Below are 21,182 nucleotides of genomic sequence, written 5' to 3'. Positions count from 1 at the left end.
AGGAATAGATGATGAAACTGGCTTCCCTAAAACACCGCCGCGACGGAAAACTGATCCTTGTCTCTCGCGATCTATCTCAAGCGGTTGATGCCTCAGATATTGCCTTCACGCTGCAAGATGCACTCGATGAATGGGCAACACTTTCACCCCTGTTGCAGGCACGATATGACGCGCTAAATGCTAACACTGTATCAGGGCGTTTTGTTTTCGATCCAAACCAGTGTGCATCCCCGCTGCCCCGAGCCTATCAATGGGCTGATGGCAGTGCTTACGTCAACCATGTTGAGCTAGTGCGAAAAGCGCGTGGCGCAGATATGCCAGAAAGCTTCTGGACCGATCCTTTGATGTACCAAGGCATGTCCGATAAATTTATTGGACCATGCGAAAACATCGAGTTGTGTGATGAAAGCTGGGGCTGTGATTTTGAAGCAGAAGTCGCCGTTATCACTGACGATACCCCGATGGCAGCCTCTGTCTCCGACGCATCAACACATATCAAACTGCTGATGCTGGTCAACGATGTATCATTGAGAAACCTTATTCCTGGCGAGCTTGCAAAAGGGTTTGGCTTTTTTCAATCTAAACCCGCATCTTCATTTTCCCCCGTTGCCGTCACACCCGATGAATTAGGTGATAGTTGGCAAAGCAGCAAAGTTCACTTGCCATTACACGTCCAACTCAATGGGGATACTTTTGGTGCACCAAACGCAGGTGTCGACATGACGTTCGATTTTTCCGAACTGATTGCGCATGCCGCCAAAAGCAGACCGTTGAGCGCGGGAACGATCATTGGTTCTGGCACCGTATCGAATCTTGATCGTTCAAAAGGATCATGTTGCATTGCAGAGAGACGAATGTTGGAAATTCTGGATCTTGGAGCACCAAAAACACCGTTTCTGCTCTATGGTGATAAGGTCAGTATCGAGATGCATGACAAGGAAGGTCGTTCAATCTTCGGACGGATTGAACAAACGGTTGTCCCCTACCAGATAGCCGAACAAGGAAAGTGAGGAAGAACACGCAGTGAAGCTCTATGACTATCCAAAATCATCAGCCTCTTACCGTGTTCGTATCGCGCTCAATGTTAAGGGGCTGACGTATCAGTCCCATTGTGTGTCTTTACTCGATGGCGACCAAAAAAGTGATGCTTATACAGCCCTCAATCCTAGCGGGTTAGTGCCAACCTTGGTCGACAACGGACAAACACTGACACAATCGCTGGCAATCATAGAGTATTTGGAAGAGGCCTACCCTTCCCCCTCCTTGTTGCCCGCGGCATACGCAGCACGAGCCAAATGCCGTGCACTCGCGTTAGACATTGCTTGTGATATCCATCCATTGAACAACCTTCGGGTACTCAAACACCTAACAGGCCCTATGGGGCACAGTGAGGACGAAAAGCTAGATTGGTATCTGCATTGGCTCCGTGTTGGATTCAGTGCAGTGGAAAAGAAAGTAGAGAATACGCAAACCGCGTTTTGCTGTGATCATATCCCAACACTCGCTGATATTTGCCTCGTCCCACAGCTGTTTAATGCCCGGCGATTTAATCTTGATCTGGCTCCTTACCCAACACTAAAAGAAATAGAACAGCGCTGCCTGGCCCTACCTGCCTTTGAGCTGGCGCATCCAGATAATGTTTAGGAGCAAGCATGCCACATCAGCCTCTTTGGCAACCCAGCACAAAGCGAATTGCCAACGCTAACCTGACAGACTTTATCAACACGATAAACGGTCAGTACGGGTTAAGCCTCACCAATTACGACCAACTGTACGCATGGTCAATCAAAGACAGTGAAGCATTTTGGCAATCACTTTGGCAGTTTTCAGGAGTAGTAGGCGATCAAGGCGAACGCATCGTTGATAAACCCGACACCGACCCGAACAAAAATAGCCGCTGGTTTCCAGATGCAAAACTCAACTTTGCAGAGAATCTCCTGCAATGGGTAAAAGACATGCCAGACAAAGACGCCATTGTCTTTTCCGGCGAGGATGAAAAAGCCAGCACGGTATCGTGGGCTGAATTAGTTCGACAGGTCAGTTGCGTCGCCGCCTACTTAAAGCGTTGCGATGTTCAGAAAGGAGATGTTGTCGCTGGGTATCTACCCAATATCGCCGAAACCGTTGTCGCCATGCTTGCCACCTCATCACTTGGTGCAATTTGGACATCCACCTCTCCCGATTTTGGCACAGACAGTGTGCTAGATAGATTCGGTCAGACCCAACCTAAGGTGCTATTTACCACCGATGCTTACCACTACAACGGTAAATCTCACGACAATATCAACAAGGCACGATCAGTACGCGCTGGCGTTGACAACCTCACTCATATGGTCGTGATCCCTTATGTTGGCGGTACTGCGCTCAATGAAGACGAAACCTGCTGGCGTGCCATATTGGCAGAGCAAGCAGAACCACTCACCTTCACGCGTGTTGGCTTTAACGATCCGCTTTATGTGCTGTATTCCTCCGGCACAACAGGCAAACCGAAATGCATTATTCATAGTGTGGGCGGCATGCTGCTCAACCACTTGAAAGAGCATCAACTTCATTCTGACGTCAAAGCAGGCGACCGCGTCTTCTATTTCACCACCTGTGGTTGGATGATGTGGAACTGGCTAGCGAGCGCATTGGCAAGCGGTGCAACACTGGTGCTGTTTGATGGGTCACCATTTTATCCGGACGCTGGCGTATTGTGGCGTCTCACAGACGCCCAAAAAGTGTCATTGTTTGGTACGTCCGCCAAATACCTCGAAGCACTAGAAAAACAACACTACTCACCAATGCGTGAGCACTCACTAACCAGCCTTCAAGCCCTATGCTCAACAGGTTCGGTGTTGGCACCGGAGCAATTTGACTATGTCTACAAAGACATTAAGAAAGATGTGCAGCTCAGCTCCATTGCCGGCGGCACAGACATCTGTGGGTGCTTTGTATTGGGAAGCCCCATCTCCCCCGTATATCAAGGTCAAAGTCAGGTGCGTGGACTTGGCTTAGACGTCGAAGTGTTCAACAACGAAGGCAAGCCCGTTAGCGGGGAAAAAGGAGAGCTGGTGTGTTGCAACAGCTTTCCCAATCAACCGGTTGGCTTTTGGCACGACACGAACGGCGAACGCTACCACAAAGCCTATTGGGACAAAATTGAAGACATCTGGTTTCACGGCGATTACGTCGAGCTGACAAAAGAAGGTGGCATGGTGTTCTTCGGCCGCTCAGATGCCATCTTAAACCCGGGAGGCGTGCGCATAGGAACCGCTGAAATCTATCGACACGTCAATCAACTGGATGAAATCATCGACTCTGTGGTGATTGGGCAAGAATGGCAAAACGACGTGCGTGTGGTGCTGTTTGTTAAGCTTAAACCCGGTGTCGATTTGGGTGACAACTTAGAACGGAAAATTCGCTCTACGATTCGAACCAGCTGCACACCAAGGCATGTACCCGCCAAAATCGTTGCCATTACCGACATTCCTCGCACTAAGTCAGGTAAGCTCGCTGAACTCGCAGTACGAGACGTCGTTCATGGCCGTGCTGTTGCACAGCTCAGCGCCCTAGATAACCCTGAGTCTCTCGATCAATTTAAAGACAGACCAGAGTTACAGGAATAACCGCTTGTCTCGCCGCGTGAATGCATTTAGCTGCGGTCAATAAAGCACAAAGCCAACCGAAAGGTTGGCTTTGTCGTATCTAAACGCACCGTTCAACTGACCCGTTCGGGCGTTTTTTCAATACGGCTAATTCAGGCGATCGTTATCGTCATTTTTTCGCTGATACTCACCTTCAAACGTACTGCCATTACCAGAGCCGTCACGAGAGGAACCATTGTCATGCCCCCCAAATGGGCCTTGACCAAACGGACCTTGTTGCTGGAATCCACTTTGGAAACTCGCCACCTTCACGCGGCTCATAAATTGTTTGGCTAACCACGCACGCGGCCACGGTAAAAGCACGGCCATGCCCATTGCATCCGTCATAAATCCTGGAGTAAGCAGCAACACACCAGCTACAGCAAGCATCACCCCTTCAACAATCTGCTGCGCGGGTAATTCGCCTTGGTTCATTCGCTGTTGGACCGTCAGCAGCGTTTGTAGCCCCTGACTACGAACTAAAGACGCACCCACAATCGCGGTCAACAGAATCAAAGCAACCGTTGGCCACAGCCCTAATACGCCGCCGACTTGAATGAACAGAGCAATTTCAATAATAGGAACGACAATAAACATCAAAAGCAAAATAGGAAACACGCTGGAACCTCGTTTTCGTTCAAAGGGTCATAAAGCTCACGACCATACTAACACCGCACAACCTCGAATGTTGAGATCACCCATTCATTCGGCTTTACGCCGCTCACGCCATTTCGTCGTCGCGTTCTTTTCATTATCAAGTTCAACCACGATATCGTACAGAGGTTAACAGTATCAATACGTTTCTATAGCGTTGGAAAACAATGAGAAACAAACTCAATGAAGATCTAGATCACATAACTGTGCAATTCGTATCACTTCGTTTTGATTGGTGATCTGACTCATGTTTTTGCGGGAAAGGATGAGTAAAATCCAACAGTATAAACCGGATGAAAACACATCATCATCCAGCCAAAATCTCTGGCGAACGGACTCTACAGCGAAATTTGCGGCTAATTATTATCCAATATAAGTTTCTTTTTAGGGCCAAACTATGTCACAGACGATTGATATCGCAAACAACCTGATCCCTCCGCATCTTGCTACTCGCATTGAAGAAGACTTACTTGGTGAGCGTCACGTTCCTTTTGATGCGTACTATGGTATTCACACTCTACGCGCTATCGAAAACTTCAATATTTCTCGCACCACCATTTCAGATGTCCCTGAATTTGTTCGCGGCATGGTATTCACCAAAAAAGCCGCTGCGATGGCAAACAAAGAGCTTGGCGTGATCCCTTCCGTTGTAGGTGACTACATCATCAAAGCCTGTGACCTAATTTTGGACACTGGCAAGTGCATGGATCAATTCCCGTCTGACGTTTACCAAGGTGGCGCTGGCACTTCCGTTAACATGAACGCCAACGAAGTGATCGCCAACCTAGCGCTGGAGCTCATGGGCAAAGAGAAAGGCGATTACGACGTTGTTAACCCTAACGACCACGTAAACAAAAGCCAATCCACCAACTGTGCATACCCAACGGGATTCCGTGTGGCGGTATACAACAGCATCCTGACGCTAATGAACTCCATCAGCTACCTGCAAAGTGAATTCGAAGGCATTGCCAACGCGAACAAGAACGTACTGAAAATGGGTCGTACCCAGCTTCAAGATGCCGTGCCAATGACAGTAGGCCAAGAATTCCACGCGTTTGCCGTACTGCTAAAAGAAGAAGAGAAGAACCTCAAATACACCGCTGAATTACTGCTAGAAGTTAACCTTGGCGCAACCGCGATTGGTACTGGCCTTAACGCTGCGGCAGGCTACCAACAACTGGCTGTTCAGCGTTTGGCTGAAGTGACAGGTTTGAACTGCACTCCAGCAGAAGACCTTATCGAAGCAACCTCTGACTGCGGCGCGTATGTGATGGTTCACAGTGCGCTAAAACGTCTTGCAGTGAAGCTATCGAAAATCTGTAACGACCTACGTTTGCTCTCTTCTGGCCCTCGTTCAGGATTAAATGAAATTAATCTTCCTGAAATGCAGGCTGGATCGTCTATCATGCCAGCCAAAGTAAACCCAGTTATCCCAGAAGTGGTGAATCAGGTGTGCTTTAAGGTTATCGGTAACGACACCACCATCACCTTTGCAGCAGAAGCGGGTCAGCTTCAATTGAATGTGATGGAGCCTGTGATTGGTCAAGCGCTGTTCGAATCGATTGAGATCCTGTCTAACGCATGTATCAACTTGGGTGAGAAGTGCGTGAAAGGCATTACGGTGAACAAAGAGATCTGTGAGAGCTATGTATTTAACTCAATCGGTATCGTGACCTACTTGAACCCGTTCATCGGTCACCATGAAGGCGACATCGTCGGTAAAATCTGTGCTGAAACCGGCAAGAATGTTCGCGATGTGGTCCTTGAACGTGGACTTCTGACCGAAGAGCAACTCGACGATATCTTCTCTGTCGAAAACTTGATGCACCCTCAATACAAAGCGAAACGCTATAACTAAGTATTGATAAAAAGGGTACTCACATTGAGTACCCTTTTTTATAATCGCTCGCCAGCATCTGGCTGGACACTGAAAACAAACGCAGCGGCTTTTCTCGTATGACATTCCCCACCAAAATCCATTCAAATGATGGTTAAGGGCGACATCGAAGATAGCTACTCCGTTTGTTTTTTTGTTTTTTGTTTTTTGTTTTATTTAAGTAGGAGTTACCTATGGTAGCCGTAGAGTTATTCGTCGTTCTGGCCTTTATCTATTTAGGGGCCCGCATCGGTGGTATTGGTATCGGTTTAGCCGGTGGCGCAGGCGTTATCGCACTGTCATTGTTTCTAGGAATGCCCACCAGCCAAAGCTACATTCCTATCGATGTCATTCTGATCATTATGTCAGTTATCACCGCAATTGCCGCCATGCAGGTTGCTGGCGGTATGGATTGGCTTGTTGAGAAAGCTGAGAACTTCCTTCGCAAAAACCCAAAGAAAATTACTTTCTATGCGCCGATTGTGACTTACCTGATGACACTGATGGCGGGGACGGGTCATACCGCGTTTTCGACATTGCCAGTGATTGCCGAAGTCGCCAAAGAGCAAGGTATTCGTCCATCTCGCCCACTTTCTATTGCCGTCGTCGCCTCTCAAATCGCTATCACAGCGTCTCCAATTTCGGCAGCAGTCGTGTTCTTCTCCGGTATCCTTGAGCCACTTGGCATTGGTTATCTCACTCTGCTGGCGATTTGTATCCCAACCACTTTCATCGCCTGTATGGCGGGGGCTTTCGTGGCGAACTTTATGGGCTGCGAATTAAAAGACGACCCTGTGTATCAAGAGCGTTTATCGAAAGGCCAAATTAAGCTTCAAGGAACGGATAAACGCGTCATCGCGCCAACAGCTAAAAAAGCGACCTACATCTTCCTGACAGCCATCGTTCTTGTGGTGGCTTACGCGGCGGCAATCTCAGGCTCTATCGGCTTGATTGAAAACCCAACATTGGGCCGCAATGAAGCAATCATGACATTCATGCTGGCTGCCGCATCACTCATCGTTCTCACAACGGGCATTGACGCGTCTAAAATTGCCGCTGCGCCAACGTTTCGCTCAGGCATGACAGCCTGTGTGTGTGTGCTGGGTGTGGCTTGGTTAGGGTCGACCTTTGTTAACTCGCACGTTGACGGCATCAAAGAAGTGGCTGGCACTCTGCTGTCTGACTACCCGTGGATGCTGGCTTTGGTGTTGTTCTTTGCCTCAATGCTGCTCTACTCACAAGGCGCAACCACGGTTGCACTGATGCCTGCCGCTTTAGCGATTGGTGTTGCGCCACTGACTGCGATTGCCTCGTTTGCGGCGGTTTCAGCACTGTTTGTATTGCCAACGTATCCAACCTTACTCGCTGCTGTGGAAATGGATGACACAGGGTCCACGCGTATCGGAAACCTTGTCTTCAACCACCCGTTCTTCATTCCAGGCGTGGTGACTATCACGACCTCCGTCGCGCTAGGCTTTATCGTTGGCGGGATCGTGTTGTAGCTCTAGGAGCTATCAGAAAAAGGCTCTTCGGAGCCTTTTTTTATGTTTAAATATCTCGCCACAACCTATCTATAGCAGCACATCCTATCGTTCTATACCGCCCACCATCGATTAAAATTAACAGGCACTTTCTGAAACGAATTCGGGCTTTTCCGGTCTCAGTGATATAGTTCTTTTCTCTTTTAGGAATAACGGTTGCTAATGAAGGCCATGTCAAAGATAGGCTCACGATTTTTCGCCCTTTTTGCCTTTACGCTGATCAGCGTATTTCCAGCGCATGCAGAATTTTCTCTGTTTAATTCACCTGTTCCTTCGATGGACAGTGCCCCCAAATTTATGCCGGCTGATCAAGCGTTTCCATTCAACTTCACGCAGCAAGGCGATCGCGTTTATCTTGATTGGCAAGTCACGCCTGGGTATTACCTCTATCAAGATAAAATAGAGGTCAATGCCAGTGAAGATGCAAAAATCGGCGCCCTCACCATGCGCCAAGGCCTACCTCACAACGATGAGTTTTTTGGCGAAGTCTTTATCTTCAAAAAGCCTCTCACCGTGACCGTGCCGATTGTTCACGCGACTGACAACAGCTCACTAAAAGTGACCTATCAAGGGTGTGCGGACGCAGGTTTTTGCTACCCACCAGAGACAATATCTGTCCCGTTAAGTGCCGTGAGTGGTAGTGGTAGTGGTAGTGGTAGTGGTAGTGGTAGTGGTAGTGGAAATAAAACCACAACCCTTGATACGACGAATACACAAAACTCAAGCTCTACTTTGCCTACAACGGTCGAGGCTCAAACCGCCTCATCAAATTCAAATACCGACGTCAGCAGCTTAGCGGACAATTGGTGGCAACCATTGTTGTTCTTAGGGCTAGGCATTGGCTTGGCTTTCACGCCTTGTGTGTTACCTATGTACCCAATCTTGACTGGCATTGTGCTAGGTGGAGGCAAGAAAACACACGGGCAAACGTTCAAGCTCTCTATGCTCTACGTGCAAGGCATGGCGTTGACATACACCCTTTTAGGCCTCGTCGTCGCATCAGCTGGCTTGCAGTTTCAGGCGGCATTCCAACATCCCTATGTGCTCATGGGGTTAAGCAGCTTATTCGTGTTATTGGCACTGTCGATGTTCGGCGTGTTTAACTTGCAGCTTCCTGCCAGTATTCAAACCAAACTCAGTGAGATGAGTAATCATCAGCAGGGTGGCAGCAGCGCCGGTGTATTTGCGATGGGAGCCATTTCAGGGCTGATCTGCTCACCTTGCACTACAGCACCTCTCTCTGGCGCGTTGTTGTATGTCGCACAAAGTGGCGATTTACTCACAGGAGCAGTAACGCTATACGCACTGGCGTTAGGCATGGGGATTCCACTGATTATCGCCGCCATGTTTGGCAACAAATTACTGCCAAAAGCCGGAGCATGGATGGATCGCGTGAAAACCTTCTTTGGGTTAGTGTTACTCGCAGCCCCAATCTTCCTGTTGGAGCGCTTGTTACCAGAACACATCAGCGTATGGTTGTGGGCGTTGTGGTTATTGGTGTATCTAAGTTGGCTTTATCACATTAGTCGCACGCTTCAACCGGGCAAACTGGCGAGTGCTCTAGGGATCATGGCGATTCTTGGATTAAGTGGCGGCGCTGCCTACACATATAACGCGCTACTCACACCCAGCGTAAAAGCCGCTATACCTTCTGTGGAATTCATCAAGATAACGACAACGGAAGATCTCAATCGCGAATTGGCGGCAGCCAAAAGAGCAGGAAAACCGGTTATGCTCGATTTCTATGCAGACTGGTGCGTAGCCTGTAAAGAGTTTGAAAAATACACCTTTCATGACCCCAGCGTCGCTCCGGAATTACACGACTTTGTCTTGCTGCAGGCCGATGTAACAGCAAATCGCCCGCAAGACATCAAGCTACTCATGTCGCTGAATGTTCTCGGTTTGCCTACGCTAGATTTTTGGGATGAGAATGGCGCCCCAATGCCCGATGCGAGACTAACGGGCTTTATGAGACCCGCTCCCTTTCTTTCTCACCTCGCGCAAAATCAGCTGATTAATTCTCAGAACTAATTGCAGTCAAACTTGATCCCGACGACATTGCCCGCCAATGACGGGGGATCAAGCTCTTAATTCCCACCTATGCAAATTGATCAATTTAATACCGAGTGTTAACTTTTTTGTTAAAGACGTATTAATGAAATTGCTATGGACGCTCAATACACCATTGTCATCGCTGACGATCATCCCTTGTTTCGCAATGCACTGTTTCAATCAGTGCATATGGCGATCAGTGGTGCCAATCTGCTGGAAGCCGATTCACTCGACAGTTTGTCAGCACTCTTAGAAAAAGAACCTGACATTGACTTGCTGCTGCTGGATTTGAAAATGCCCGGTGCCAATGGCATGTCAGGACTGATCCATTTACGTGTGCAATATCCCGAGCTTCCTATTGTGGTGGTTTCAGCCAGTGAAGAAGCCAGTGTTGTTCGACAAGTCAAAGCCAATGGCGCAGTTGGGTTCATTCCTAAATCCAGCGACATGCGTGAGCTGATAAACTCGCTCAATCATGTACTCGATGGGGAACCTTGCTTCCCCGAAGGTATCGACTTTAGCGGACATAGCGACGAAGAAACCATCATGGAAAAAGTCGCCTCTCTGACCCCGCAACAATACAAAGTGCTGGGTATGTTGTCTGATGGTTTGCTCAATAAACAAATTGCCTACGAATTGGATGTGTCCGAAGCGACCATCAAAGCACACATGACGGCGATTTTTCGTAAACTAGGGGTCAAAAACCGCACTCAAGCGGTGATCTTGCTGCAGCAAAGCACTCCCGATCACTAATTCTCCTCGAAGCACTCAAGCTTTACGCGTTATTTTTCTTACATTCAGCCCGCAGTCAGCGCCATGTGATAACATTGCTTATCACAGTTCGCTGTTCTCGCGAGCCATCTTTTGACCTTCTCTACCTGTTTAGGAGGCCATTCTTGCTAACTGCACTGATCACTCAATTTGTCGTCCTTTGGGCTGTCATCGACCCCATTGGCTCCGTTCCTGTTTACCTATCTCAAACCAGCCACATGACCAAACAGCAACGTCGTATTGTCGCCATTAAAGCGGTGACTATCTCGGCGTGTATCTTGCTATTTTTTCTCATTGCCGGACAGTTTTTACTCGAAGCAATGCAAATTCCGCTACCGGCCTTTCAAGCGGCTGGCGGCTTAGTGCTGTTACTGTTTGCATTAACCATGATATTTGGTGAAAGCAAACCCGATCAAGAAACAAAAATGAGCGATGATAACCTGTCACGCTCTGATCTATCTGCCACTGCCGTTTACCCATTAGCCGTGCCTTCTATCGCCTCGCCCGGCACCATGATGGCGATTGTCATGCTGACTGATAACCATCGCTTTGCCCTCGTCGAACAAGCCATGACCGCGGGTATTATGCTGCTTGTATTGGTAGCGACATTGTTGCTACTGCTCAGTGCCAATCTTATCCATAAAATCATCGGTCATGTCGGTGCATCCATCATAAGCCGCGTTATGGGTTTAATCCTTGCAGCTGTTGCAACCAGCAATTTGCTACAGGGCATCCTCGACTTTTACACCTTAGCCTAAAGACTATTAGACCTTTGGCGTAGTTAACAACTCGTTAACACACCAAAGGTTTGTCTCATATCACACAAACCCCTATCTCACAGGCAGTTACGGCCATTTTCGCCTCGACTAAAGTTGCAGTGTTTCCTAATACCTAGGCTGCTATTGTCGAAGCGTAACAATCCGTTAACTCGTCACTTAAGGAGATGGTGATGTCTGAGGAACAGAAAAGAGATAACGCCCAAGCGTACTGGCAGAAAAATGTCAGGCTAATGGCTGGCCTATTAGTCGTTTGGTTCGTGGTGTCATTTGGATGCGGCATCTTGTTTGTCGATGAGCTCAATCAAATTCGCATTGGCGGCTATAAATTGGGCTTTTGGTTTGCACAGCAAGGTTCTATCTACACCTTCCTAGCAATCATTTTTATTTACGCTTTTCAAATGCGCAAACTCGACCGTGAGTTTGGCGTAGAAGACGACGAGTAAGGAGCTGTATCATGGATTTGAAAACCGTTACTTACCTTGTCGTAGGTTTCACGTTTGTGCTGTATATCGGCATCGCAATTTGGGCACGTGCAGGTTCAACGAAAGAGTTCTACGTTGCCGGTGGTGGTGTTAACCCAGTTGCAAACGGCATGGCAACCGCTGCGGACTGGATGTCAGCCGCATCGTTTATTTCAATGGCTGGCCTGATCGGCTTCATGGGATACGGTGGCTCAGTATTTTTGATGGGCTGGACTGGCGGCTACGTGTTGTTGGCTCTGCTTCTCGCTCCTTACCTACGTAAGTTTGGTAAGTTTACTGTGCCCGAATTTATTGGTGAGCGTTTCTACTCAAACACAGCCCGAATTGTGGCCGTTATCTGTTTGATTATTGCGTCTATCACTTATGTAATCGGTCAAATGAAAGGTGTTGGTGTTGCGTTTGGTCGCTTCCTAGAAGTGGACTACGAAACAGGCCTTTACATTGGTATGGCTATCGTATTCATGTACGCTGTTTTCGGTGGTATGAAAGGGATTACCTATACCCAGATTGCTCAGTACTGTGTACTTATTCTGGCATACACCATTCCAGCTATCTTTATTTCGCTACAACTGACAGGTCACCCTCTGCCACAAATTGGCTTAGGCAGTACCATGACAGGTACAGATACTTATCTGCTCGATCGGCTTGATCAGGTGGTGTCCGAACTCGGCTTTAGCGAATACACCACATCGGTACGCGGTGACACTCTTAACATGTTCGTTTACACCCTGTCACTGATGATTGGTACAGCTGGCTTACCACACGTTATCATTCGCTTCTTCACCGTACCTAAGGTGCGTGATGCACGTATCTCTGCGGGTTGGGCACTGTTCTTCATTGCGATCCTTTACACCACTGCACCTGCTGTTGCTGCAATGGCGCGTTTGAATCTAATGGATACTGTTAACCCTGCACCAGGTCAGCACCTCGCCTATGACGAGCGTCCTGATTGGTTCAAAAACTGGGAAAAAACAGGGCTACTCGGTTTTGATGACAAGAACAATGACGGCGAAATCAACTACACCTCAAGCGCTGCAACTAACGAGCTGAAAGTTGACCGTGACATCATGGTTCTGGCGAACCCTGAGATCGCGCAACTTCCTAACTGGGTCATTGCATTGGTTGCGGCAGGTGGTCTTGCGGCAGCACTGTCAACGGCTGCGGGTCTACTATTGGCCATCTCCTCTGCGGTGTCGCATGACCTCTTGAAAGGGGTTCTGATGCCGAGTATATCTGAGAAGAATGAGCTTATGGCGAGCCGGATAGCTATGGCCTTTGCCATCGCCTTTGCGGGGTACCTCGGGCTCAATCCGCCCGGATTTGCCGCAGGCACGGTGGCACTCGCCTTCGGCCTGGCAGGCTCATCCATCTTCCCCGCTCTGATGATGGGTATCTTCTCGAAGACCATCAACAAAGAAGGCGCTATCGCCGGTATGATTGCGGGTATCAGCGTGACCTTGTTCTATGTATTCCAACACAAAGGCATCTTGTTTGTTTCTGATTGGAAATACCTACAAGACTGGGGCAGCAACTGGTTCTTCGGCATTGAGCCAAACGCATTCGGTGCAATCGGTGCGATGGTTAACTTTGCAGTAGCAATTGCAATTTCTCGTGTCACAGCAGAAACACCACAACACGTGAAAGACCTAGTGGAACACGTGCGTATTCCTGCAGGCGCAGGCGATGCACAGTCACACTAATCCTCTTTGTCTCGCTGCTCGCAGCGTAGGAAGCGACTCGCTTCTAAAAAGAAGGGTATAAGCATCACGTTACCGCTAAAAAGCCCCTTAATGGGGCTTTTTTTAAGGTATGTTTAGCCCATAAGCCCAAGGATGAAAGCGAATAGCCTACCTATTATGTTAAAAAACAAACATATAATTGCCGCAATGCTCGTTGCCCCTATCTTAGCCATCATCGCTTATTTCGGTGTAGATCTCGCCGTGAGCGAAAAGCCACATGCGGCAAAAGAAGGGGAATCTTACAAGTTGGTAGCCAGCTCAAACTGCCGATATACCAGTGGTATCTGTACGTTAGAAAATGGCGACTTTAAACTAAAACTGCGCTCAGAACAGCTTACCGACAATGCCTTAGTTATTAAGCTTGTCTCTGATTTTCCTTTGGATGGCGCCAAGATAAGTTTGGTACAACAAGAAGGGAAAAGTGCTACGCCTATCGACATGAGCGTCACCCAAGAAGATAGAAAAGAATGGTTTGTCGACCTTCCTGCACCTACAACAGCAGAAAGTGAGATTCATTTGGTGGTCAAAGCAGGCGAAACGCTCTATTACGGCGAAACTCCCGCTGTATTCGCTGAATACAAAACAATATTTACAGAAGATAAGTAACATCAGTGCGCGTTGCGTTTTCGCATACAACGCGCAACAACAATTCAGTGTTTATTGACCCAAAAGATAATGCTTGGCAGCACTTACCACCGCTGCCACTCTTCCTTCGTGTTCTTGCTCTGAAAGCCAAAAAGTCACATCAACCCAGCCATCAGTACTCATCATCGCTAACTCTGCGAATTGGATATCTACCGTCAATGGATCCCACGCGCCATCAGCACGAATAAGGCCAACTTCAGTATCTAACCTAGGTATAGAAAATGCTTCCATGTCAGCTCACTTTTTGTTGAAGAAGGGTTCTTAGCTTTAAGGGCTTCACTGGCTTGGCGATATAACTAAAACCCAACTCGCGAATTAATGTTCGAGTATCCACAGTGCGATCTGCCGTGATTATCGCGCCAATAAACGCATCATCACCCAGTATTTCCCTGCAGCGTTGCAGTACATCTATCCCTGTTAACGATGGCGCAAGATGATAGTCACTGAGGATGGCATCCGGTACGAGGCCACCTTCCAATAAACTGACGACGTCATCAAGGTCTTCCGCGAGGTCAACCTGGCAGCCCCAGCGAGTTAGCAAGCTTTCCATACCGGACAAGATGTCTCTTTCATTATCCACACAGAGCACACGAACCCCAGCAAGTGGTTCATCAATTTTCACCGATTCTTCAGCCACAACCCCAGTGTTACAATACTGAGGCACTGCGGTGTCACATTGCGCCGTGATAGAAAATACCGTTCCTTCCCCCGGCCAAGATCGCAGACCCAACGGCTGATTGAGAATATGGCTAATGCCTCGCGCGATGGCCAACCCAAGCCCTAACCCCAACTCAGCGCCTTTACGGTCAATACGCGTAAATTCATTAAAAATGTCTTGCTGGCGATCTTCCGGAATACCCAACCCGTTGTCCCACACTTCTATGCGGCATTGTGAGCCTTGCCGGCGCACACCGAGCAAAACGCGGCCATCTGGGTTATAACGAAAGGCATTGGTGAGGAAGTTTTGCAGCACTCTTCGCAGTAAACGTCGGTCTGATCGAATCCATAAGCCGGTGTGTTGCACACGAAAATCCACGCCCTGCTGACGGGCGATCATGCCAAACTCTGCGGCAAGGGTGGAAAATACCTCATCGAGTTGAAAGCGAGTAATCTTGGCTTTCATCTTGCCAGACTCTAGGCGGGAGATATCCAATAAATCACCAATCAAATCTTCAGCTGCACCCAAGGCACTCTCAATGTGAGAGGATGTTTTTTGTACGTCCTTATCTTGTGCCATTTCACTGAGTGATGATGCAAACAAGCGCGCTGCATTCATCGGTTGCATCAAATCATGGCTTACCGCCGCAAGCAGGCGACTCTTCGATTGGGAAGCTTGCTCTGCCTTCGCCGTCGCGCTGATCAGGCGTCGGTTTAGTGACTCTAGCGCTTGAGTACGTTCAACGACACGCGCTTCCAAAGTTTCATTGGACTGCTTCAACGCTTCTTCCGCATCACGGAACGCTGTGATGTCTGTGAAACTCATAACAAACCCACCACCGGGCATAGGATTACCCTGCACTTCGATCACTCGCCCGTCAGGGTGAACGCGCGATGACGTATGCGAGGAGCCTTGACGAAGATAAGAGACTCGCTTTTTCACATGGTCTTCAATCTCACCTGGGCCACATAGCCCGCGCTCTGCGTTATAACGCACCACGTCCGCAATCGGCCTGCCGACTTGAATCAAATCCGGCGGGAAGTTGAATAGCTCCACATATCTTTGGTTCCACGCCACCAGCCTCAATTGCTTATCAACCACTGAAATACCTTGGCTGATATGCTCTATCGCGCCTTGCAATAATCCTCGGCTAAAATCAAACAACTCAGACGCTTCATCAACAATGGTGGCGATTTCTTCGAGTTGCATGTTGCGCCCTTGCAGCGCGGAGGTCAGCACGAGCTTGGCAGACGATGCACCAAACACCCCTGCCAGCACACGCTCGGTGTGACGAATCAGCGCTGCACTGGCTTGTTGTTGTGGCAGTAGCACTTCACCGCGTTGCTCACCAAAGGCGCGGAAAGTTTGACGCATCCGTGTGCGGCCAACAAAACGCGCTGCCAGCATCTCGAGTTCAGCAACCGTCACACGGCTTTGATACAAACTCGAATCATCACCTTCAGGTAATGGCGTTCCCACAAAGCTTGCGGCTTGCAGACGCTCACTTAACGACGGGCGCGTGGCCATCGACACCACCACAAAGCAGGATGTGTTTACCATCAAGCTCAGTACCATGCCCCAATCAACAGGGCTTAATGAGCGGAAAAAAGGAATGTCTGGCGGCGCCAACAACCACAACACGATATTGGTATTGGCGTCCCCAGCCAGCATGCCAGTTTGCATCATCAGGGTCATGAGCCACACGATGAACCCTGAAAGCAATCCCGCATACACGCCTTTTTTATTGGCTTGTCGCCAGTAGATACCGGCGACTAACGGCGGGGCGAATTGCGCAATCGCCGCGAAAGAAAGAAAACCAATCGCAGATAACGACGGCACTTCGAGGATCAGTTGATAAAAGCCCCATGCCGCAATCAACAGCAAGAAAATCAAAGCACGACGCACATTGAGCAAAAGGCCAGAAAATTGCGTAAAGTTGCGGTTAGACACGCGCATTCTGCGCAGCAACTGAGGCAAGACTAAATCGTTCGACACCATGATCGCCAAAGCAATCGTCGACACGATTACCATGCCACTTGCCGCCGAAGCGCCGCCTAAAAACGCCAATAACGCGATGCCTTCATTACCTGTGGAAAGCGGCAATTGGATCACATGGGTTTCGGCTGACAAGTGCGGCAAGAATATCTGCCCCGCATACGCCAGCGGCAGCACAAACATGCCCATCAATAATAAGTAGGAAGGGAACACCCAACGCGCCGTATGCAAATCTTGGGCGCGAGCATTCTCAACGACCATGGTATGGAATTGGCGCGGCAAACAAATAATCGCAGCCATGGTGAGCAAGGTGTGTACTAACAAAGCTCCCCACTGAGGTTCACCAACGAGGTTGGTTTCTTTTAAACTCGGCAAAGGGCCGGGGGCATCAAATAACAAAAAGACCGCAAAAACACCGACCACCAAAAAAGCGACCAGCTTGACGATAGACTCAAAAGCCACCGCCATCATCATGCCTCTGTGATGCTCGGTAGAATCGATATGTCGCGTACCAAACAGCACGGTGAACATCGCCAACGACATACACACAAGCCAAGCTACTTGCCCTTGATTCAGCCCTGCACTTTGACCGATATCTGGCGCAATGACATCTAACCCCATGGTGATCCCACGAAGTTGCAACGCGATATAAGGCAAGATCCCCAGTACGGCGATCACCGTGACCATCACAGCCAATCCCTGCGATTTTCCGTAACGCGCAGCAATAAAATCCGCGATGGAGGTGATGTGTTCGCGCTTGGCGATCAGGATAATTCGAGCGAGGAATCGCCATCCAATGGTGAATACCAATATCGGGGCAAGATAGATAGGAAGGAAAGACCAAGGTTGACTAGATGCTTGCCCTACCGTGCCGAAAAAGGTCCACGAAGTACAATACACCGCAATCGATAGGCTATATATCCACGGACGCCAGCCGCGCAACCAACGCGGTCGGCTATCGCCATACCACGCAATTAAAAACAAAACGCCAAGGTACGCCAGTGCCACTGGCACCACTATCCATCCAGCCGACATAAATCCTTCCATGACATGCGGTTATCAATCGATTATTTACCACGGCAGGTAAAATGCAACAACGTGCATTCCGAATGCCGTGAGCCATCTCTCCCTGACGCATCAACCTCCCTGCTGCATCAACCCTTCTAAGTACGATTCATTGGTGACGTATCTTTTGTTGCTCCTAAAGAGAGGAACAACACTGGTACACCCAAAAGTGCCATGGTGTAAAAACTGTCGCCGGCCCACAACGAATAAAATTCACCACTGATCACCGTCAACACCGCCATCACACCTCCTAGCGGCAATGCGCTATAGAGTGCTTGTAACGCCATGATGTTCTCCGGCACTTGCTGTTGGATGTACCGCATAGCTGCAAGGTGTGCAACGCCAAACGTCACGCCATGCAAGGACTGCGCAACCACGAGAATACCCAATTCCGTCGACCATCCAGTGAGTAACCAACGCACAATCACCGCAAGTGCAGCCAGTCGAAATAGCGATTGCACCGACCAATGCCCAAATAGCCGCTGGCTGAACGCAAACATCAACACTTCCACACCAACGCCCAAACTCCATAAATAGCCCACCCACAAATCTGACACGCCGGATTGCGTCCAATGGAGTGCACTAAATGCATAGTAAGTGGCATGACTACCCTGAATCAGCGAGACAATCAAAAAGAAGACCAACACATTGCGTGATTTGAGCACTTGAATAAGAGGCGGCCTAATCGGGGACGTGAGCGCTTCGTTCTTGGGCAACGGATTGGGTGACACCAAACTCCAGCACCAAGAAATAAGTAATGCACTCGCGGCGAGCGGAACAATGATAGAAGGCCCAAATGTATCAATCATGCTGCCCGTGATCGTCGACCCCACAACAAACGCGAGTGACCCCCAAAGTCTGGCTTTCCCATAATCCACCAGTTTGCGGCGATGGTAATGGTTCGCCAACGCATCAGAAACAGGGATCGCTGGCCCGATCACCGCATTAATCATCACTGACAAAGCCGTTAACCACAGCACATTCGGAGAGGCAATAAGATGAAGAAAACCAATAACAGTAGCAAGAAACGCCAAACCACGAACGGCTGGAAGCAAATGCTCTGGCAAATGAAAACGCGGCGTAACCGTCAGGTTGACGACAAATCGCGTCATGATGCCAGCCCCCAGCACGATGCCAATATCTTCAGGAGAAAGCCCAAGCCAAGCGAGCCAGACTGACCAAAAAGGCAGATATACGCCAAACGCGAAGAAGAAGGTCCCGTAATACATAGACAGCCAACGAAATGGGGAGGGACGATGACGTTTCAAACTGGCGGATCCTTCTACCAAGGTTGAGCCCCTAGCAAGCTGAAGATGCACTGACTTCAGGTGACATAGAGCGAGATAGTTGGAATTCTGACAGCGAATGCAAAAAACTGATAGCGCAAAAAGGTAGCAATGACGCATAGACTAAAGTCTGCTGGCAAGCGTACGAGTCGTAAGACACACTGGAACTATACGCAATGTGCCGTGTTTACTATGCAAAGGGAGTTGCCATGCCAGAGCCATTTGATACGTCTTCTCCGCCGTTTGACCGCCTTGATACTAAGCAGGCGCAAACTTTGCTATCGGCACTCGACGTGGCTTATTACCGCCGCGGTGACACTTTGATTGAAAAAGGCGATCAGAACAGCGCGCTAAACATAGTCATCAAAGGACGGGTACAAGAAGTTAACCCCGACACCAAAGAAGTGCAGGCACAATACATCAAAGATGACTTGTTCGATGCCCGCGCACTTTTGCTCGGGCATTCCCACCATAGCTATCGCGCCGTTGAAGACACCTTATGTTACGTTCTTCCCAAAGCCGTTTTCGTCACTCTTTACGACGAAAATCAAGCGTTCGCTGATTACTTCAACACCAGTTTTAGTCAGCGAAAGCGTCTACTTGAGAAAGCACAACAACAGCAAAATTTGGCCGAATTCATCCTAACTCAAGTTGACGAGACGAATATTCAACCCATTGTCACCTTAAATCACGACACCTCGATTCATGACGCCACACATATCTTGCGCAAACAACGACAAGACTGCGCATTGGTCGCGATGAAAGGAGGGGAAAACGACATAGGGATAATCACGCGAACCAACCTATTACATGCTTTAGTCGAAGATGGTCATTCTCAAGCCCACCCTATCGGCGACGTTGCCAGCGCTCCAGTGATCAGTGTTGAAGTCGGTGATTTTCTCTTTAATGTGATGATATTAATGACCCGAGATAGGGTGAAGCGCGTACGAGTCACTGACAATGGTGAAACCGTGGGTATGCTAGATATGACACAGGTGTTGAGTCTATTCTCAACACACTCCCACGTGCTTACGTTACAAATTAACCGAGCTCACTCTATCGAAGAGCTGGCGCTTGCCGCCAACAACCAACAGCAGTTGGTGACATCACTCACCAACAACGGCATTCACACCCAATTCGTGATGGAGCTCATTTCCGCTGTGAACGAGCAGATTATCGAAAAAGCCTTTCGCCTCACCATGCCAGATGCGTTTTACGATAAATGCTGTTTGTTTGTTATGGGCTCAGAAGGGCGCGGTGAGCAAATACTGAAAACCGACCAAGACAATGGTCTGATCTTGGCGGACGACGCAGATTGGCCAGATGTTCAACATTACATGGCACGCTTTAGTGAAGTATTAAGTCGGCTGGGTTATCCCCCATGCCCTGGCAACGTCATGGTCAGCAACCCTCGCTGGGTAAAAACACAATCTGAGTGGCAAAAAGAGGTACTCGCTTTGTGTCAGATCTCAGATGAAAGAAGTTTAATGGACTTGGCCATCATTGCGGATAGCCATGCCGTAGCGGGCAACAAAAGCTTATTGGAGCCTGTCGCCGATCGACTTCGTAGCACGCTAAAAGGCAATATGCTTGCGCTTAACACCTTTGTTCGTCCCTGCCTTGCGTTTCGTGTTCCTTTGACATTATTTGGCAGCCTTAAGACCGACAAAGAAGGATTGGATGTCAAAAAAGGAGGAATATTCCCATTGGTTCATGGCGTGCGAACACTCGCATTGGAAAAAGGGATCCGCGAAACCAATACCTTCGATCGACTCAATGCATTGGTTGAATGCCATGCTCTCGAACAGGAGACGGCTAACAACCTCACCGAAGCATTGAAGTTATTCGTCAAAACTCGACTGCGCCAACAACTCAATGATGACGCAGCATCAGGCAACCAACTTGATGTCACGCTGCTTCCTCGAACCGAACGAGATTTGCTACGTGATTGCCTAAGTGTCGTGAAGAAGTTTAAAGAACGACTTGCCTCTCACTACCAAGTGAGGGACTAAC

Annotated in this window: 16 protein-coding genes; 12 read left to right on the top strand and 4 right to left on the bottom strand. The window is 48.9% G+C overall.

The genetic code is table 11. From position 1 onward, the window contains the following. Positions 1 to 11 precede the first annotated feature (11 nt). From L4D06_RS22510 to L4D06_RS22500, 3 genes are read left to right on the top strand one after another with little or no spacing between them, the layout of a single operon-like run. Entirely contained in the window at positions 12 to 1,010 is a 999-nt protein-coding gene (locus tag L4D06_RS22510; protein ID WP_274166568.1) for a fumarylacetoacetate hydrolase family protein, read from the top strand. A 13-nt stretch (positions 1,011 to 1,023) separates the two neighbouring features. Next, entirely contained in the window at positions 1,024 to 1,644 is a 621-nt protein-coding gene (gene maiA / locus L4D06_RS22505) for a maleylacetoacetate isomerase (protein WP_274166569.1), read from the top strand. Positions 1,645 to 1,652: 8 nt separating this feature from the next. Continuing rightward, positions 1,653 to 3,608 (top strand): acetoacetate--CoA ligase, encoded by a 1,956-nt coding sequence (locus L4D06_RS22500; RefSeq protein WP_429741472.1) that lies wholly within the window; start codon positions 1,653 to 1,655, stop codon positions 3,606 to 3,608. A 126-nt stretch (positions 3,609 to 3,734) separates the two neighbouring features. On the opposite strand, the gene L4D06_RS22495 is transcribed toward L4D06_RS22500, so the two are convergent. Then, on the bottom strand, positions 3,735 to 4,244 hold the full coding sequence (locus tag L4D06_RS22495) for an FxsA family protein (protein ID WP_274166571.1): 510 nt from the start codon (positions 4,242 to 4,244) through the stop codon (positions 3,735 to 3,737). A gap of 433 nt (positions 4,245 to 4,677) precedes the next feature. On the opposite strand from L4D06_RS22495, the gene aspA reads away from it, so the two are divergent. The 8 genes from aspA to L4D06_RS22455 all read left to right on the top strand — a co-directional run bounded on the left by aspA (position 4,678) and on the right by L4D06_RS22455 (position 14,126). After that, a complete protein-coding gene (aspA, locus tag L4D06_RS22490) occupies positions 4,678 to 6,138 on the top strand; it encodes an aspartate ammonia-lyase (protein ID WP_274166572.1) in 1,461 nt (486 codons plus the stop codon). Positions 6,139 to 6,350: 212 nt separating this feature from the next. Then, positions 6,351 to 7,658 carry an anaerobic C4-dicarboxylate transporter gene (locus L4D06_RS22485; protein ID WP_429741469.1) on the top strand — a complete coding sequence of 436 codons (1,308 nt, stop codon included), beginning with the start codon at positions 6,351 to 6,353 and terminating at the stop codon, positions 7,656 to 7,658. A gap of 201 nt (positions 7,659 to 7,859) precedes the next feature. Beyond that, positions 7,860 to 9,728 carry a protein-disulfide reductase DsbD gene (locus tag L4D06_RS22480; protein WP_429741467.1) on the top strand — a complete coding sequence of 623 codons (1,869 nt, stop codon included), beginning with the start codon at positions 7,860 to 7,862 and terminating at the stop codon, positions 9,726 to 9,728. A 135-nt stretch (positions 9,729 to 9,863) separates the two neighbouring features. Continuing rightward, on the top strand, positions 9,864 to 10,502 hold the full coding sequence (locus L4D06_RS22475) for a response regulator transcription factor (RefSeq protein WP_274166575.1): 639 nt from the start codon (positions 9,864 to 9,866) through the stop codon (positions 10,500 to 10,502). Positions 10,503 to 10,645: 143 nt separating this feature from the next. Further along, a complete protein-coding gene (locus tag L4D06_RS22470; RefSeq protein ID WP_429741465.1) occupies positions 10,646 to 11,278 on the top strand; it encodes a MarC family protein in 633 nt (210 codons plus the stop codon). A gap of 191 nt (positions 11,279 to 11,469) precedes the next feature. After that, positions 11,470 to 11,742: a DUF4212 domain-containing protein gene (locus L4D06_RS22465; protein WP_028024502.1), complete on the top strand. Its 273-nt coding sequence runs from the start codon at positions 11,470 to 11,472 to the stop codon at positions 11,740 to 11,742. An 11-nt stretch (positions 11,743 to 11,753) separates the two neighbouring features. Continuing rightward, the gene (locus L4D06_RS22460) at positions 11,754 to 13,481 is read left to right on the top strand and encodes a sodium:solute symporter family protein (RefSeq protein WP_274166577.1); all 1,728 of its coding nucleotides are present in this window, start codon (positions 11,754 to 11,756) and stop codon (positions 13,479 to 13,481) included. Positions 13,482 to 13,637: 156 nt separating this feature from the next. Beyond that, positions 13,638 to 14,126 (top strand): hypothetical protein, encoded by a 489-nt coding sequence (locus tag L4D06_RS22455; protein ID WP_429741463.1) that lies wholly within the window; start codon positions 13,638 to 13,640, stop codon positions 14,124 to 14,126. A 51-nt stretch (positions 14,127 to 14,177) separates the two neighbouring features. On the opposite strand, the gene L4D06_RS22450 is transcribed toward L4D06_RS22455, so the two are convergent. The 3 genes from L4D06_RS22450 to L4D06_RS22440 form a co-directional block, all read right to left on the bottom strand. Continuing rightward, a complete protein-coding gene (locus tag L4D06_RS22450) occupies positions 14,178 to 14,396 on the bottom strand; it encodes a hypothetical protein (RefSeq protein ID WP_274166579.1) in 219 nt (72 codons plus the stop codon). 1 nt (position 14,397) lies between these two features. Next, positions 14,398 to 17,853 (bottom strand): PAS domain-containing hybrid sensor histidine kinase/response regulator, encoded by a 3,456-nt coding sequence (locus tag L4D06_RS22445; protein ID WP_274166580.1) that lies wholly within the window; start codon positions 17,851 to 17,853, stop codon positions 14,398 to 14,400. 128 nt (positions 17,854 to 17,981) lie between these two features. Beyond that, entirely contained in the window at positions 17,982 to 19,151 is a 1,170-nt protein-coding gene (locus tag L4D06_RS22440) for a 3-phenylpropionate MFS transporter (RefSeq protein ID WP_429741460.1), read from the bottom strand. Between the two features lie 227 nt (positions 19,152 to 19,378). Here L4D06_RS22440 and L4D06_RS22435 point away from each other — a divergent pair, with 227 nt between their 5' ends. Next, the gene (locus tag L4D06_RS22435; protein WP_429741458.1) at positions 19,379 to 21,181 is read left to right on the top strand and encodes a DUF294 nucleotidyltransferase-like domain-containing protein; all 1,803 of its coding nucleotides are present in this window, start codon (positions 19,379 to 19,381) and stop codon (positions 21,179 to 21,181) included. The last annotated feature ends 1 nt before the right edge of the window (position 21,182 follow it).

This window comes from Enterovibrio makurazakiensis (assembly GCF_050336585.1).
Classification (GTDB): domain Bacteria; phylum Pseudomonadota; class Gammaproteobacteria; order Enterobacterales; family Vibrionaceae; genus Enterovibrio; species Enterovibrio gelatinilyticus.
This window is presented reverse-complemented; position numbering and strand designations above follow the sequence as displayed.